We start from the raw sequence: 16,590 nt of genomic DNA on the forward strand, positions 1-16,590 counted from the left end.
TCGAGTGACTTCGAAGGCACGGGAAAAGTATGACGTTGTGATTGTCGGCGCGAGCATCGCGGGATGCGCGGCCGCCATCATGTACGCCCAGCAAGGTCTGCGGATAGCGCTTCTCGACGCTCGCTCCGACATCCGGGCGCACAAAGTCCTGTGCACTCACCACCTGCAACCGTGCGGTGCCCCGATCTTGCAACGACTCGGCGCCACGGAAAAACTGCTCGCCCTGGGAATGGTGGAAACCGTTCCGACATTCTGGACCCCTTGGGGAGTGATCACCCCTGACGCGGCAGAGAACTCACCGCCACCTGGGTTCAACGTCCGAAGGGAAACTCTCGACCCCCTACTGCGCCAACTCGCGAACGACTACCCGAACGTCGACCTTCTTCTCGGGTATCGCGTTTCCGGACTGCTGACCGAGAACGGCACTACTGCAGGCGTCTACGGCACCGAACAGGGTTCGGTCTTCACTGTCGAAGCACGATTGACCGTCGGAGCGGACGGCAAGGATTCGACCGTCGCACGATCCGCTCGTTGCGACTCCGTGACTGCATCCAACGGGCGTTTCAGCTATTTCGCCCAACTCTCCGGACTTGAACGACCCGGCGGAGAAACGTCATTGTCGTGGTTCATGGATCCCGACGTCGCCTATCTGCTCCCCAACGACGGCGGAATCAGCGTGCTGGTGGTCTTCCCTGCCCTCGACAAGCTCGGCTCGTTCGCTGACGACCTGTCTACTGCTTTCCTCGAGTACGCCAACGCATTACCCGGCGCTCCGCTTGTTCGGCGAGAGCACATCGTCGGAAAGATCGTTGGTACCAAACACTTCTCCACAACCCTCACCGAACCCGTAGGTAACGGGTTCGCACTCATCGGCGACGCTGCGGCAACCAACGACCCGTTGTGGGGTATCGGATGCTCGTGGGCACTCGAGACCGCTCAGATGCTGGTCGATGCGACCGCGCACATGCTGACGGAGACGCCGGCAGACACACTCGACTCACATCGGAACGTGAACGCTGCATTGACCGAATACCGTAGCGCCAGAGCGAGTATGACGAATCACATCGACTACATGAGTGGTTACGCCGGTGGGCGAAAGTTCACCGCGATCGAACGTCTGCTCATCTCCGCGGCCACCCACGACCACGACGAAGCCCGAAGGTTCTACTTGTTCGGTTCCCGGTTGATACCGGCCGAACAGTATCTCTCGACTCGCTCGGTCGCGCGGGCAGCACAAAAACATCTCAGGCACCGTCTGCGTCGTAGATCTGTGGCCGGGACGTAATCTGACAAGCGTTTTTTCGGCGCCGGCAACGGGGAACCCTCCGATCGCAACCGAGCCGGAGGAGCGACCATGCGTGCACACATCGCCATTCCGAGTGAATCGACTTGTCACAGGTACGTAGTCGCCGTCGCCAGCTCCACCTTCGCCGAATCGGTCATCTGGTGCGACGGCCCCGCGTTCGACGCAGTACTCGTTCTGGGCAGCGAGATTCCGCAGCACAGTGGCCACCGAGCCGTACTCGCCTGGAATCACTACTTCGGGTGGGCGCTCGGCGTGGAAACCACACCGGATGCGTCGTTCGCCGTTGTCGAATGCCTCGGTATCGGGAGAATGCCGGATCCTGAACTGTGCGCCGACCGCGCTGTCGAGTTGATTGCCCAGGCGGGTAGTTAAGGAACTCGTCGCGCGGCGCACAATCCGGCGGGCATAAGATCGAGCGCGAGTTTCGCACGCCCGACGAAAGAGAGCCCGACATGGACCCGCTGAACAGGCCTGCCGGTCAGCTGGCTCTCGAGAACGAACCGGACGGCAGGGCGACTTTGCGGGCGCGTCAGACGCCCCGCAGTGAGCGTCGCAAGATCGGGAAAGGCCTGCGCAAGCGAGTGGCGCGATCGTCGCTCGGCGACTGGACGCCCCCATCCGATCGACGTGACCCGGTCGATCAGGTCAACACGGCACACGAGGGAAGACTCGACTGGTTGGTTCCGATCCGTGTGGGGCGAATGGTCGCTTCGCCATACGGATTCCTGCGCGGTACCGCCGGATTGATGGCAGAGGACATGGCGCAGCTGCCGTCCACCGGCATCACTCCCGTCATCTGTGGAGATGCGCACGTCGGAAACTTCGGGTTCTACGGATCTCCGGAACGCGAACTTGTCATAGACCTCAACGATTTCGACGAAGCACATCCCGGCCCCTGGGAATGGGATCTACGAAGGCTGGCTGCGAGCATCTGGGTGGCCGGTCGGCAGAACGGTCTCACCGAAGCTCAATGCGAAACAGCAACAACCTCGTGTGTGTCCGCGTATCGCCTCCACTTGGCGAAGCTCTCCGAGCGTCCGCTGTTCGATCGCTCCTTCGACCGGGTCGATCTCGACGGACTCACCGACCACGTCACCGATCCTGGGTTGCTGGCCGAGATCAGGCGCGCCGCGGAGCGCGCCCGGCGGCGTACGAGTGACCATGCGGTGCCGCGGTTCACCGTCGAGGATCACGGACGGCGCCAGTTGGTCGAGAACCCGCCGCTCACAACACGACTCACGCCGCAGGACACCGACTTCCTCCTGGAGGGTCTGGACGAGTATCTCGAAACCCTTGCACCACACTGGCGCCGAGTCGTCTCGGGATACAACGTCATCGACGTCGCGCACCGGGTTGTCGGAGTCGGGAGTGTCGCTCTGCGCGCCTATGTGGCCCTGTGCGAAGGGAGCATCCCGGACGACGTCATCTTCTTGCAGCTCAAGCAGGCTCGCCGATCCGTCGTTGCACCCTTCGTGCACGGTGACTCGGCCTGGCACGACCATCAAGGACGACGCGTCGCGGAATACCAGCAGGCTCTCCAGACAGTCAGCGATCCACTGCTCGGGTGGTGCACCGTGGACGACCGCCAGTACTACGTCCGTCAGTTCCGGAACATGAAAGGTTCTGTGGACCTGAACAATATCGATGCAGCGGCCTTGACCGACTATGTCGCGATCTGCGGTCGCCTACTGGCCAAGGGGCATGCACGAACCAGTGGCGCGTCACTGATTTCCGGTTACCTGGGAACCTCGGACGCGGTCGATACCGCCCTCACCCGGTTTGCTCGGCTCTACGCCGATCAAACCGAACGTGACCACGACGCTCTGTGCCGGGCGGTATCGGCCGGTACGATCGCCGCGGAGCCGGGAATCTGATCCCTCACGCCGCGACGATCCTGCCCTGCTCGAACTTCACTCCTCCCCAGATTCCGGTCTGGCCAGTGGCAGAGGCGAATTCGCGACACGATTCCGCAATCGGGCACCTGTTGCACACGTCGGTCGCGTAGTCGTATCCCTCGGACGGAAAGGGAAACCACCGGTCCGGCTCGGGGTCTCCTCGGCATTCCGCCTGCCACCACGTCCGGTCGTCCGAGATCGGCAAAAGCTCAGCCAAATTGGAGATTTCGTCAGCGCACATCACTGGCTCCCTTCGACTGTCACGTCCGACTCAATTCACGCCAGATCTCCTGCTGCACTTTCTCGATGCGCCGAGGTGCCTTCGGCTCCCACAGCAGCCGCATACCGGCCTCGGCCGGAGTGCGATCCGCCTTGCGCTGATTGCAGGAACTGCAGCACGCCACCAGATTTCCCCACGTGTTGGGCCCGTTACGGCTCCGCGGCTGGACATGGTCGATGGTCGTTGCCCGGGCGGCGCAGTACGCACATTGACGACCGTCCCGGTCGAAGACACCGGCAAAAGTGGCCCGACTGGAATCGGTGACCGTCACCCGGTGAGCAACGTACACGTACTCGGCGAGCAGGATCGTCCTCGGCAGTGGGATTTCGACGTGCTTGGAGCGCACCGGAAATATCGGGGTCACGTCTTCGGTGGACTGCGCGGAGCCGGTGGCGATCAGGACGACCGCACGATCGGCGCTCACTTCACCGAGGTACTCGTACGTGGCGTTGAGTACCCGGACGGGGCGGTTCATCCAACTGTGAGCAAGTGCGCGGTTCGGGTTCCGCATGAGAGTTCTCAGTTCGCGTCGAGGAGTGAAACTCCTGGACACGAAGACGGGTCAGGAGCAAATGCAAGAAATGGGGAACGGCATATATCCAGCGCCGCTCTGTTCCCCGAATGCGGGATGGGAAATACCGCGGGGTGAGTGCCCGCGCAGGTGCAACGCTTGCTTCCAGTCGCGCATGCCTGTCCCCTTCCACTTCTTGTTCTCGTCACCGGCGATTGCCGGCGCTCATCATCACACGGAAAGCATCCTCAGCGATATCGATTTATCAGGCCGGAAGAGCCGTCCTGGAAATACCGCGGTTTGACGCCGGAACACGCGGCTTGATCGAATGAGCCATGACTTCGTCGTACATCGACCTACGCTCGGACACCGTCACCAAGCCTGATGCGGAGATGCGGAAGGCGATGGCCGACGCCGAGGTCGGTGACGACGTCCTCGATCACGACCCGACCATGGCGGCGCTCGAGGAAGAGGTGGCGCACACTCTGGGTTTACCGGCGGCACTGTGGGTGCCGAGCGGATCGATGGGCAACCTGATTGCGCTGATGCTGCACCTTCACCGCGGCGATCAGTTCCTGGCACCGGAACACTCTCACGTCTTGGGCTCCGAATTGGGCACCGCTGCCTGGCTCGCCCAGGGAATGCCGATGGCGTTGCCGCACGACGGCGGACCCGGACGTCCCACCCCCGAGACTGTCGTGAAGGCGGCGGGCTCCCCCGGCCCGTACTTCGCGTTGAACACCACGCTGCTCTGTCTCGAGAACACTCATAACTTCGCCGGCGGTGCCGTCATGAATCCGACCGAATGGACGAAGCTGGTCGACGCAGCGCGATCACGCGGCTTGAAGATTCACCTCGACGGCGCCCGTCTCTGGAATGCCGCTGTTGCACTCGATGTTTCGCCCACCGAATTGACTTCCGGCGCCGATACCGTTCAGGTGTGCCTGAGTAAGGGACTCGGTGCGCCGGTCGGCTCGATACTCGCCGCATCACCCGAATTGATCACCGAAGCCCGAAGGATCCGCAAGATGCTCGGCGGCGGCGTTCGTCAGGGCGGAGTGCTGGCCGCAGCCGGCATCGTCGCGTTGCGCTCACAAGCTCGCCTCTCCGACGATCACGACAACGCGCAGCGCCTCGCGTCGGGGCTTCGTGAACGCGGTTGGGCCGTCGACGAACCTGCCACCAACATCGTTCTGGCCGCGACAGCCGATCCGTCGGTCACCGTTGCTCAGCTCGCCGCTGTCGATGTCGGCGCGGTCACCGTTGCCGGGAAGGTTCGGTTCGTGACACATCGCGACGTGAGCACTGCCGACATCGACGCGGTTCTGTCCAGAGTAACCTTCTGAACTACGCCACCAGGGGTTGAACCTCCTGCGCGACAAAGCGAATGAACTCGCGGACATCCGGCTCGTCAACAGTCGGTTGGAGTGCCACGGTGGTTGCACCTGCTGCAACCCATCGCCGTGTTGCTGCCGCGACTTCGGCCGCGTTGCCCACGGCAATCGCATCCTCCGGCGACTCGCTATCGGACGCTGCGGCCTCGGCAAGGGCGCGCTCACGACCGCCGGAACCGAAAGCACAGATGACGTAGACGACGACCTCGTGATCCGACGCCCCGATGTGAGCGATCGCCCGACGCACGCCGTCCGGGGTCGTCCCACCCGAGAGCACGGTGCCCTGCGCCAACTCGCCACTGAGCGCCAAAGTCTTTGGCCCCGTGGCGCCGACGAGCAACTGCGGCACCGTCTCCGGTGGCCACGCCAGCGTGACGTCCGTGAGATTCACGTATCGACCGGACACCGTCACCGACTCACCGCCCAGTAGCCGCTCGACTGCTCCGAACTGCTCCCGCAGGAGGGTCAACGGCGATTCGGCTTTGGCCCCGATCTGCCGCATCCAACTCTGAACGCCGTGACCGAAGCCAACCCGTAGTCGATCCGGATGAACTCTGGCCAGCGCTGAAATCTCCATCGCCGTGATCGCGGTGTTGCGCATCGGGGTCGGCAGCACACCGATCGCCACACCCACGCGATCGGTCTCAGCCAATACAGTTGCAGCAGTGGCTATTCCTCCGCCGAAGAAGCAGTCTTCCCACAACCAGACCTCGTCGATACCGACTTCGTCTGCATACCTGGCATGTCGAACCAGATCTTCCGGAGATTGCTCCGGGCGCACGACGACGGCAATCCGTGCGGCGCTCATGCCGTCACCAGAAACGCGGCGATCTCGTCGGCGGTTCGACGGCCCTGTTCGCGGCCGAGTTCGGCTGCGGGGCGCCTGGTTGTCGGTGAAAGCGAGTTCGTTCCGATCGCTTCGACGACGGCGTCGTCGGCGAAGACAGGCAGCACGGGCAAGGGCGTCATCACGTCGATTTCCTCTCGTAGACTGCCGCCAAGCAGATTCGGGGCGGGGTCGGCTGCGGGTGAAAGAACCACGACCACATCGCAGTCGGCAGCCAGATGAACATTCGAGCCACTCGCCATTCCGCCGTCCATGTACCGCTCGCCCTCGATCACGACTACCGGCCACACCCCTGGTACGGCGCAACTTGCTCCGACTGCGTCGATCAGTTCTACGCCGTCAGCGTTGCCGAACACCCTCAACTCACCGGTCTGTGCGTTGATCGCCGGGATGCGCAACTCCCGGTCGGGCCACAACCGATTGGGCAGCCTCGCCTCGATGACCGCGCGACGCACGGCAGGTTCGACGGTATCGGCTCTCATCGCTGCTTCGCCGAGCAAACGGAGCTGCTCGGCCCGGTCCTGCGATCCTGCGATCGCGTCGACGAACATCTGACCGAGTACCTCGACATCGACCTTCGGGTCGATTTCGCCGGTCGCCTCCGCTGTTTGTGCGTCGAAAAGCTCTTGCAGTGTCACGCCGCTCGCTATCTGAGCGCTCACCGTGGAACCTGCGGAAGTGCCGATCAACACGTCCGCCGTCAGCAGCGCAGCGGCAGTGTCCGGTGATTTGTCCTGAAGGCCCAACAGAAAACCTGTTTCCCAGGCGATTCCCGCAACGCCGCCACCGGCAAGTACCAACCCCAATTTCACGCCGTCCACCTCTCGTCGATCGTGATCCGTGCCCGAAGTCGACGTTAGACCTACTCTGAAGTGATGTTCATGCGCAGCGCAAAGACATTTGTTCCCGACGCACTCCGTGGTTTGATCGCATCCACCGACGACATCGCGTGGAATCCCGACCCTGGGTACCTCACACGCGCAAGGCCACTTCCCCGCGGACGGGTCGCGCTCGTCTCCGGCGGCGGTTCAGGCCACGAACCCATGCACGCCGGATTCATCGGCGAAGGAATGCTCACAGCCGTCTGCCCCGGATTGGTCTTCAGCTCACCCAATGCACTTCAGATCCACGAGGGGTCCAAGGCTGCCGACGCCGGCGGCGGCGTCCTTCACATCGTGAAGAACTACACCGGCGACGTGATGAACTTCGGTATCGCCCGAGAGTTGCTACGCGAGGACAAGATCGATACGGACGTCGTCCTGGTCGACGACGACGTCGCGACCGAACGCGCAGACGGCAGTGGCCCGGGGCGACGCGGTACTGCGGCAACCATCGTGGTGGAGAAGGTCTGCGGCGCATCCGCCGCCCGCGGCGACGACCTGGCCGAGGTGACCCGGATTGGACAACACGTCGCGCACTCCGCTCGGAGCATGGCCGTCGCCCTTCGCCCATGCACTTTGCCGGGGGCTGACGAGCCGTCGTTCGACTTGCCGGCGGGTCAGATGGAACTCGGTATCGGCATCCACGGCGAACGCGGCACAGAACGCGTGGACGCCCTGCCCGCACCGGAATTGGTGCGGCGGCTGACGGACCCGATCATCAAGTCCCTGAGTCTCGCCGAAGGCGACCGCGTCATCGCCGTCGTCAACGGTCTCGGCGCCACCCACCCGCTGGAGTTGCAACTTCTGTTCGCCGAACTCGGAGATTATCTGGACGAACAGGGAATTCACATCGAGCGGACACTGATCGGAACCTTCGTCACTGCATTGAACATGGCCGGCGCGTCCATCACCCTTGTTCGCACAGACAAAGAAATCCTCGAATTATGGGACGCACCAACAAAAGCGCCCGCCTGGCCGAATGCTATAGCGCGTGAGTACACCGGCATGGGCACGCGCGAATCTTTCGGTCCCACATTCACACCCGACACCTCACGCACCGCCGAAAGCAGCTTCGTCGGAAGCTGGATTGCGGACTGGGCCGAGAAGGTACTGGATCAGGAACCGGCACTGACCGATCTCGACCGACGAGCGGGCGACGGCGATTTCGGGACCAACATGGTGGCCGCACTGGATCAACTCGACATCTCGGCGATCCGTGACACGTACTCCACCGCAACGATATTCGATGCAGTCTCACAGGCGTACCTCGGCCACGCCGGTGGCACCTCCGGCGCATTGTTCGGCATCTGGTTCCGGCATTTCTTCCGCGTTGCCGCAGACTCGGCGGCCTCCGAACTCGATCTCGGCGCGATCGCGACTGCAGCGCGAGCGGGACTCGACAACATCACCTCGCTCGGCGGCGCACGCGTCGGCGACAAGACGATGGTCGACGCGATAGTTCCGGCGGTCGAGTCGTTGGAGCAATCCGTGAGCTCGGAAGCCGATCGAGATGCTGCGCTGGCGAGCGCAGCGGAAGCCGCAGCGGCCGGGGCGGAGTCGACCGAAACCATGCTCGCGAACCGCGGACGTGCAAGTTATGTGGGCGAAGCCGCTCGCGGAGTAGTCGATCCGGGAGCGCTACTCATAGCGTGGTTCTTCGCCAGTGCAGTGGGTCACTAGCGAGCACTTCGGGGCTGTGACTAATCTGGCAGCCACAGCACATCGTTTGTGACGACCCGTGGGCAAAAGCACCGGTCTCACACACCACACAGGAGCAGCCCATGCTGAGCACCATGCAAGACGCCCCCCTCTCCATTGCTCAACTTCTCCGCCACGGTGCCTCCGTTCACGGCGCCTCCGAGGTTGTCACGTGGACCGAGTCCGGCCCGCGCCGTGTGTCCTACGCTGACGTCGGCAAGCGCTGTGCTCAGCTCGCGCACGCCCTGCGCGGGCTCGGCGTCGAGGGCGACGAGCGAGTCGCCACGTTCATGTGGAACAACTCCGAGCACCTCGAGGCGTACCTGGCGATCCCCTCGATGGGCGCTGTGCTCCACACCCTGAACATTCGTCTGTTCCCCGAGCAGTTGATCCATGTCGCCAATCACGCCGAGGACCGCGTGATCATCGTCGACCCGTCCCTGATTCCGCTTCTCTCTCCGCAGCTTCCGTCGCTGACCACCGTCAAACACATCGTCGTCACCGGCTCCTCCACTGCAGGACTCGAAGCTCCCGAGGGAGTGCAGGTTCACACCTACGAGGGCTTGATCGCCGATCAGCCCACCGAGTTCGACTGGCCCGAGGTCGACGAACTGAGCGCTGCCGCAATGTGTTACACGTCCGGCACCACGGGTGACCCCAAGGGCGTCGTCTACTCCCACCGTTCGATCTACCTGCACTCCATGCAGGTCTGCATGAGCGACGGCCCCAACCTCGCGCAGGGCGATCGTGCGCTCGCCGTGGTGCCTCAGTTCCACGCCATGTCGTGGGGACTTCCCTACGCCGCGTTCATGATCGGTGCTTCGCTGATCATGCCCGACCGCTTCCTCCAGCCTGCCCCGTTGGCTGCGATCATCGCCAGCGAGAAGCCGACGTTCGCCGCGGCCGTCCCCACCATCTGGCAGGGCCTGCACCTCTACCTCGAGCAGAACCCGCAGGACATCTCCTCGATGCGTGAGGTTCTGATCGGTGGGTCCGCGGTACCGCCGGCCCTCATGCACGCATTCGAAGCCGATCACAACGTCTCCGTCCTGCACGCCTGGGGCATGACCGAAACCTCCCCGCTCGGATCCGTTGCCCGTCCGCCGGCCGGTGTCACCGGCGACGCGATGTGGAAGTACCGCTACTCGCAGGGTCGATTCCCGGCATCCGTCGAGGCGCGTCTCATCGACGACGACGGCAAAGTTGTTGCACACGACGGCGTTTCCGTCGGCGAGCTCGAAGTGCGCGGCCCTTGGATCACCGGGTCGTACTACGGCGTCGATGCGGAAGACAAGTTCAACGACGGCTGGCTCAAGACCGGTGACGTCGGATCCATCACGGCCGACGGCTTCCTGAGCCTGTCCGACCGCTCCAAGGACATCATCAAGTCCGGCGGCGAATGGATCTCCTCGGTCGACCTCGAGAACGCCGTCATGGGTCACCCTGACGTCACCGAAGCTGCCGTCATCGGCGTGCCGGACGAGAAGTGGGACGAGCGCCCGTTGGTTGCGGTTGTTCTTCGCGCTGGTTCCGAAACCACCATGTCCGAACTGCAACAGTACCTTTCGGACAAGGTTGCCAAGTGGCAGCTGCCCGAGAACTGGGCCGTGGTCCAGGAAGTCCCGAAGACGAGCGTCGGCAAGTTCGACAAGAAACGCCTTCGCGCCGACTACCACGAGGGCGGACTCGAAGTTACGCGACTCTGACACCGAGTGAATGCCGAAGTCTGAATACTGAAGGTGGGCAACAGGTTTTCGACCTGTTTCCCACCTTCGTTCACGAGCGAGGCACTTTACGGCCGATAGCCGACCGTGTGAAAAGCGATGTCGACGTACTTCTGCGCCAATTGCGACGGCGACATCGGACCGCCGGTCTGGAACCAACGCGGCAGTGACTGCGCCATACCGAGTATTGCCCGGACGGTCTCTTCGGTATCGGTGACCGCGAAATCTCCCGATGCCACACCGTCGTCGACGATCCTGCGCATCAGCAACTCGAGCCGCTTACGACTGGCGGCGTACCGACTTCGACTCTCCGGTGAGACATGCCGGATCTCGGTGTCCAACGCAGCATGCCGCGACCGGTGGGTCATATAGAGAACAATCGCCTCCACCACCAAGGCGAAGCGTCGTACCGGATTTTCGCCGGCCTCCGCTTCTGCCGCTTCGGTTCTGGTATTCAGCTCACTCATCGAGACCTCGAACAAAGCGACGAGAATTGCCTCTTTGTTCGCGTGGTGATAGTAGAGCGCGGGAACGGTTACCCCGACACGATTGGCAATCTGGCGCACCGTCGTGCCGTGGTAACCATTCTCGTCGAACAGCTCGAGCGAAGCCATCAGGATGTCGGTCATCACCAGCGGCGGGAAGGACCTCCAGTCCACTGCCACCGAGCTCACCGACTCCACCTCGCCAGTCATGTGATAGCCGAAATTACCGCGGTGCCATACGGATTGCACCGTCGAGGCGGATCGTCTCACCATTGAGCATGGGGTTGGAAACGATGTGCGCAGCAAGCGCGCCGTACTCGCTGGGATCACCCAGGCGAGAGGGGTGAGGCACCTGCTGACCCAACGACGCCTGGGCTGCTTCGGGCAGTCCGGCCAGCAACGGGGTCTTGAACAAGCCTGGTGCAATGGTGTTGACGCGGATCAGCAGCGACGCGAGGTCACGGGCGATGGGAAGCGTCATACCGACGACGCCGCCCTTCGACGCGGAGTACGCAGCCTGCCCGATCTGGCCGTCATACGCTGCGACCGAAGCGGTGTTGATGATGACACCGCGTTCACCGTCGATCGGCTCGGTCTTCGAAATACGTTCCGCAGCAAGACGAAGGACGTTGAAGGTGCCGATCAGATTGACGTCGATGACCTTCTTGAACGCGTCGAGCGGGAAAGCGCCCTTCTTGCTGACCGTCTTGACTGCGTTGCCGATTCCGGCGCAGTTGACTGCCACGCGCAGGGGTCCGAGGGACTCGGCCACGTCGAGTGCCGCGGTGACCGCAGCCTCGTCGGTGACGTCTGCCGCCGCGAAGCGGACCCGGTCGCCAAGTTCCTTGGCGATGGCTTCACCGTTGGACGACGGAAGGTCGATAATGACGACGCTGGCACCGTCGGCAAGAAGGGCTTTGGTCGTAGCCAGGCCGAGGCCGGATGCTCCACCGGTGACGACGGCGACGCTGTCGTTGACGATCATGAGAGTTCCTTTCGAAAGGTTATGTGTTTCAGATGCGTTCGATGATTGTGGCGTTGGCCATGCCGGCGCCCTCGCACATGGTCTGCAATCCGTAGCGTCCGCCGGTGGCCTCGAGGTGGTTGACCATCGTGGTCAGCAGACGAGTACCCGAGGACCCCAGGGCATGGCCGAGTGCAATCGCGCCGCCCCACGGGTTGAGCTTTGCCGGGTCGGCGCCGAACTCGTGAGCCCAGGCGAGTGGAACGGGAGCGAAGGCTTCGTTGACCTCGTAGGTGTCGATGTCGTCGATGCTCAGACCCGCGCGAGCGAGCACCTTGTGGGTGGCCGGGATGGGCGCGGTGAGCATGAAGATCGGGTCGTCGCCCGCGACCGAGAAGGAGTGGAAGCGTGCTCGCGGCGTCAGCCCCAGCTTCGACGCCATTTCTTCGCTCATGATCAGTGCTGCGGACGCGCCGTCGGTGAGCGGAGACGAGTTACCGGGAGTGATCGACCACTGTGCCTCGGTGAAGCGCTGCGCGTACTTCTCCGAGTAGAACGACGGCTTCAAGCCGGCGAGGCCCTCGGCGGTAGTGGACGCGCGAACCGTCTCGTCGACGGTATGCGAGACGGTCTCACCGGCGGCGTTGGTCACCGAGATCGGCAGAATCTCCTTGTCGAAGAGCCCCTTCGCCGCTGCCTCTGCTGCCCGCTGGTGGGACTGCGCGGAGAATGCGTCGAGAGCGTCGCGGTCAAGCTTCCACTTGGCGGCGATCAATTCTGCAGAGATTCCCTGGTTGACCAGGCCTTCGGGGTAGCGAGCCGCGACGCCCGGACCGGAAGCGTCCTTCCCCATCGTCGTGGTACCCATCGGGACACGACTCATGGATTCGACGCCTGCCGCGATCACGATGTCGTAGGCCCCGGCGATCACGCCCTGCGCCGCAAAGTGCGCAGCTTGCTGACTTGATCCGCACTGGCGATCAATCGTGGTGGCGGGTACCGACTCGGGGAACCCTGCCGACAGGACCGCGCTGCGGGTGATGTTGAGCGCCTGCTCACCGGCCTGGCCGACGCAACCGCCGATCACGTCGTCCACCAGGGCGGGGTCGAGGCCGTTTCGCGAGGTGATGGAACGCAGAACGTGGGCCATCAGTTCGACAGGGTGCGTCCCGGACAGTGCTCCGCCCGGCTTTCCCTTGCCGGACGCGATCCGGACTACATCGACGATCACTGCCTTGGTCATCTTCGTTCCCTTCGAGGACGTGCATTGCTGGGGCGGTCCGGCACCCGAGTTTCGTGGCGCCGGGTACCGGACCGAGATCGAGGGAGCACCCTGACTTAGCGCTCGCTAAAGAACTACCACCGACTTGATCCTCTCGTCAAGAGGGGGCCTCCGAACTCGAAACAAATGCGGCCGACTAAAAGCTGGGCGATCAGTGACCTCGCCTGGCCCACGCCATTCATTAGTACTTTCGAATGATAGGTTTTCAATCTTCGCCCGAAATGTCCGGAATCGGATAACCTTCCGCCACAAGCAATCCAAGCCACAGGGGATTCGGGGCGTGGCACCAATCGATGACAACCGCAGGGGGACTGACCGGGAGGTTTGGCGTGGACCTGCGATACGTTGCCTTCACGCGTGCCGACTCGCATTTCTACGACCGAATCAGAACGGTCACCCAACCAGATACATCAACTGACCAGCACTTTATCCCCGCGAAGTCGGTGGATTGGTCACTCTGGCGGCGCGGTCCCCAAAGCGGACCGTGGAACTACTTCCAACCGCCTGACAGCGTGCTGCCAGAACAGGGATGGAAGATTCACTGCTCCGCTACCCAAGCCAACGCGCAGGAGCTGCTCGATACCGTCTCCGCGTATTGCGGCCACAATCTGGTGCCTTTCAAATTTCTTCGGACGGCAGCAGACCTCATGTTGTCCAACAGCAAGCAGGCCAATCGAACTTCCAGCGGAAAATTCATCACGATCTATCCGGCGGATGGTGTTGCCACACAACGTGTCATCACCGAACTGGACAAGCTTGTCACCGGTGCCGACGGGCCGTACATCCTCAGCGATGTGCGATGGAACCGGGGACCGCTCTACTTACGGTACGGCGCGTATCTGCCCATGCAGACCTACGATTCATTCGGCGATCGCGTCCCGGCAATTCGGCGTCCTGACGGATCGCTCGAACCCGATGTGCGCGGCACTTCCTTCAGAACTCCGGACTGGGTACAAATCCCGGACTTCGTTCGCGCGCAGCAAGACAAGCTGAAATCACATGACGAATTCCCCTATTCGATCAATGAAGCCCTGCACTTCAGCAACAGCGGGGGGATCTACTCCGCATTCGACGACGCCGGCATCGATCTGGTCATCAAAGAAGGCCGTCCCTTTACCGCCCCGGACGCAAACGGCCGGTACGCAATCGACCGCATCCGTAACGAGTACGACAAGTTGACTCACCTTGCCGACAACCCGTACACACCTTCTGCCATCAGCTTGTTCGAGCGCGAGGGACACCACTTCCTTGTCACCGAGCGCGCTGCCGGCACTCCACTGAATCAGGAAGTTGCGCTCCGCCACCCACTGATACGCGCCGACCAGACACTCAGTTCCCGAACGGAATACAGAACCTGGGCACTCGACATTGCACAACAGTTGACTACCGCAGTCGAGAGCTTCCACAACGCCGGAATCGTTCATGCCGATCTTCACCCTGGCAACGTCATGTGCTCACCGTCCGGTATTCGGATCATCGACTTCGAGATGGCCCACAACATCGACGAGCATCCGCCCCGGTCCACCGGAGCCCCCGGATACACAGCACCTCGACAGTTGACAGGAATCGCGGCGGATCGATACTCGTTGGGATGCATCGAGCTGGGACTCTTTGTTCCACTTACTACATTGTTCCCTCTCGATTGCAACAAGATTCCCGAACTCATCGACTATGCGGTGTCTCGCTTCGATCTTCCTCGTGCCTTCGGTGCCTCGCTCTATTCGATGCTCGACGTACAGGCGCCGGAACCGGAGAATCGCCCGCATCGTTGGGACACGTCGCCCGGGGAAAACCTGCAACGGGCGGCCGCTCTATTGCGCTGCGGCATCCTCGCCTCGCTTGATCTCTCCCGCCCTGATCGACTCTTTCCCGGTGACATCGCCCAGTTCGAAGTGAACGGCTACGGCATTGCTCACGGCTCGTGCGGAAACCTGCTCGCCGATGTACTTCCCGCAGACACCTTGGAGTCAGTTCTGGAATGGACTGAACATCAAGTTGATTCGGATACTCAACCAAAGTTCGGCTTCTTCGACGGGCTCGCGGGTGCGGTGCATACCTTTCGGCAACTAGGGCGACACTCGACTGCCGACAGATGGGTAGAGACTTTGTGCAAAGCTCCACTCGACGAGCACGACTCCAGCCTCTTCGACGGCCTTTCCGGCATCGGTTGCCTCCTACTCGAGGAATCGGTTTCACGGCCGATCGTGTCACCCGCTCTCGCCGTCGTGACTGAAACTCTGCGCGAACGAATTTCAGCTGCTCGCTTGCATGTCCGCGACGCCGGCGGAACACCTTGGGCAGTGGCCGGCCGAGGTGGGCTGATGCGGGGACCGAGCGGACAAGCACTGTTCTGGACTCGCCACTACGAACTGAGTGGTGATCCTCGATCGCTGGAACACGCACGCCAGCTCGTCGACATCGATCTGTCTGTGATGTCGATGTGCCCTGACGGGTCGATGCAGCTGAGAGAGGAGCGCCGGACGATGCCGTATCTCGGATCCGGGTCTGTCGGTGTGGGCCTGGTACTTCTTCAACTTCTGCGCCATGTCGACGAACCGCGTTACGCAGCTGCGGTGCGTGCGATATCCCGCGCCGCCACAGTCGAATTCACTGCCCAAGCCGGACTACTCAACGGGCGAGCCGGGCTGATTCTGTTTCTCAGCGAACTCTCCAAGACTCCATACGCCGGCGCCGATTGTGAACAGACGCTTGCACAGCAGTTTCAGCTTCTGGGCTTGCACAGCCTCAATCACGCAGGAGGCCTGCACTTTCCAGGTGAACAGAACCTGAGACTCTCGACAGACTGGGCAACCGGATCCGCGGGAATACTGGCATTGCTCCGTCATGCCGGATTGCCAACTGTCCGACAGTCGTTTCCACTGATGTGCGTGTCGAACTGCCACATCTCCTAGTTGTTCGGAAAGTTATCACCCCGGAAGATTGGAGCACAGAAGTACCAGGCGAAAAACCTGGAATTAAATCAACACCGCAAGCAAACTCGATCGATCAAATCCATCGGCAAGAACGCCGATCAACAAAGGAAATGACAATGGACGCTATTCTCTCCCTTCAAGATCTGTCAGTCGCCGCCGGCAACGTCGGAGATGCCGGCCAACTCGAGCAGAACGCGGCAATCAGTTCCCTCAGTTTCTTCTGCCTCTGACCTCAGGCCGATACCTCGGAGCAAGTCCGGGGTATCGGCTTTCGGAATCCGTGCGGATCATCAGACGAACAATATTGTTTCATCATGAGACGCATCCGCACTTCACCGAGCTGTATTCGCCGATGATGTGTGCGGCCTGGCGGGCAATGCCGAGGGTAGA

The 16,590-nt window shown here is 62.2% G+C and carries 14 protein-coding genes; 7 read left to right on the forward strand and 7 right to left on the reverse strand.

Annotated elements, in window-relative coordinates; all coding sequences use genetic code 11:
* Positions 1-4 precede the first annotated feature (4 nt).
* From RHP72_RS27160 to RHP72_RS27170, 3 genes are all read left to right on the forward strand, one after another.
* Positions 5-1,285, forward strand: coding sequence for an NAD(P)/FAD-dependent oxidoreductase (locus RHP72_RS27160; RefSeq protein WP_232329939.1), 1,281 nt, complete (start codon positions 5-7; stop codon positions 1,283-1,285).
* Positions 1,286-1,354: 69 nt separating this feature from the next.
* Positions 1,355-1,678, forward strand: a complete 324-nt coding sequence (locus RHP72_RS27165) for a DUF6292 family protein (RefSeq protein WP_003942947.1) — start codon at positions 1,355-1,357, stop codon at positions 1,676-1,678.
* An 80-nt stretch (positions 1,679-1,758) separates the two neighbouring features.
* The gene (locus RHP72_RS27170) at positions 1,759-3,180 is read left to right on the forward strand and encodes a DUF2252 domain-containing protein (protein WP_047269369.1); all 1,422 of its coding nucleotides are present in this window, start codon (positions 1,759-1,761) and stop codon (positions 3,178-3,180) included.
* A 4-nt stretch (positions 3,181-3,184) separates the two neighbouring features.
* Here the strand turns inward: RHP72_RS27170 and RHP72_RS27175 are convergent, their stop codons facing one another.
* Together RHP72_RS27175 and RHP72_RS27180 are read right to left on the reverse strand one after the other, a co-directional pair.
* Positions 3,185-3,442 (reverse strand): WhiB family transcriptional regulator, encoded by a 258-nt coding sequence (locus RHP72_RS27175; RefSeq protein WP_003943196.1) that lies wholly within the window; start codon positions 3,440-3,442, stop codon positions 3,185-3,187.
* 19 nt (positions 3,443-3,461) lie between these two features.
* Entirely contained in the window at positions 3,462-3,992 is a 531-nt protein-coding gene (locus RHP72_RS27180) for an HNH endonuclease (protein WP_099697175.1), read from the reverse strand.
* Positions 3,993-4,327: 335 nt separating this feature from the next.
* Here RHP72_RS27180 and RHP72_RS27185 point away from each other — a divergent pair, with 335 nt between their 5' ends.
* Entirely contained in the window at positions 4,328-5,338 is a 1,011-nt protein-coding gene (locus tag RHP72_RS27185; RefSeq protein ID WP_007730456.1) for a low specificity L-threonine aldolase, read from the forward strand.
* A 1-nt stretch (position 5,339) separates the two neighbouring features.
* On the opposite strand, the gene RHP72_RS27190 is transcribed toward RHP72_RS27185, so the two are convergent.
* Positions 5,340-6,194, reverse strand: coding sequence for an LLM class flavin-dependent oxidoreductase (locus RHP72_RS27190; protein ID WP_054186995.1), 855 nt, complete (start codon positions 6,192-6,194; stop codon positions 5,340-5,342).
* The gene (locus RHP72_RS27195; protein ID WP_047269365.1) at positions 6,191-7,054 is read right to left on the reverse strand and encodes a patatin-like phospholipase family protein; all 864 of its coding nucleotides are present in this window, start codon (positions 7,052-7,054) and stop codon (positions 6,191-6,193) included. The genes RHP72_RS27190 and RHP72_RS27195 overlap by 4 nt, the downstream gene beginning before the upstream one ends.
* Before the next feature lie 54 nt (positions 7,055-7,108).
* On the opposite strand from RHP72_RS27195, the gene RHP72_RS27200 reads away from it, so the two are divergent.
* Both RHP72_RS27200 and RHP72_RS27205 read left to right on the forward strand, forming a co-directional pair.
* The gene (locus RHP72_RS27200; protein ID WP_209448062.1) at positions 7,109-8,794 is read left to right on the forward strand and encodes a dihydroxyacetone kinase family protein; all 1,686 of its coding nucleotides are present in this window, start codon (positions 7,109-7,111) and stop codon (positions 8,792-8,794) included.
* A 101-nt stretch (positions 8,795-8,895) separates the two neighbouring features.
* Positions 8,896-10,518: a long-chain fatty acid--CoA ligase gene (locus tag RHP72_RS27205; RefSeq protein WP_003943212.1), complete on the forward strand. Its 1,623-nt coding sequence runs from the start codon at positions 8,896-8,898 to the stop codon at positions 10,516-10,518.
* 86 nt (positions 10,519-10,604) lie between these two features.
* On the opposite strand, the gene RHP72_RS27210 is transcribed toward RHP72_RS27205, so the two are convergent.
* Genes RHP72_RS27210 through RHP72_RS27220 form a run of 3 tightly spaced genes read right to left on the reverse strand, consistent with a single transcriptional unit; the run spans position 10,605 to position 13,228 of the window.
* Positions 10,605-11,231, reverse strand: a complete 627-nt coding sequence (locus RHP72_RS27210) for a TetR/AcrR family transcriptional regulator (RefSeq protein WP_051649542.1) — start codon at positions 11,229-11,231, stop codon at positions 10,605-10,607.
* A gap of 13 nt (positions 11,232-11,244) precedes the next feature.
* Complete coding sequence (locus RHP72_RS27215; RefSeq protein WP_003942978.1) at positions 11,245-12,006, reverse strand: 3-hydroxyacyl-CoA dehydrogenase; 762 nt, start codon at positions 12,004-12,006, stop codon at positions 11,245-11,247.
* 28 nt (positions 12,007-12,034) lie between these two features.
* The gene (locus tag RHP72_RS27220; protein WP_311094055.1) at positions 12,035-13,228 is read right to left on the reverse strand and encodes an acetyl-CoA C-acyltransferase; all 1,194 of its coding nucleotides are present in this window, start codon (positions 13,226-13,228) and stop codon (positions 12,035-12,037) included.
* Between the two features lie 332 nt (positions 13,229-13,560).
* Between RHP72_RS27220 and lanKC the strand changes: the two genes are divergently transcribed.
* Positions 13,561-16,179: a class III lanthionine synthetase LanKC gene (lanKC, locus tag RHP72_RS27225; protein WP_311094056.1), complete on the forward strand. Its 2,619-nt coding sequence runs from the start codon at positions 13,561-13,563 to the stop codon at positions 16,177-16,179.
* Positions 16,180-16,590: the final 411 nt, after the last annotated feature.

The sequence above is a fragment of the Rhodococcus sp. SG20037 genome, from assembly GCF_031763325.1.
Classification (GTDB): domain Bacteria; phylum Actinomycetota; class Actinomycetes; order Mycobacteriales; family Mycobacteriaceae; genus Rhodococcus_F; species Rhodococcus_F qingshengii.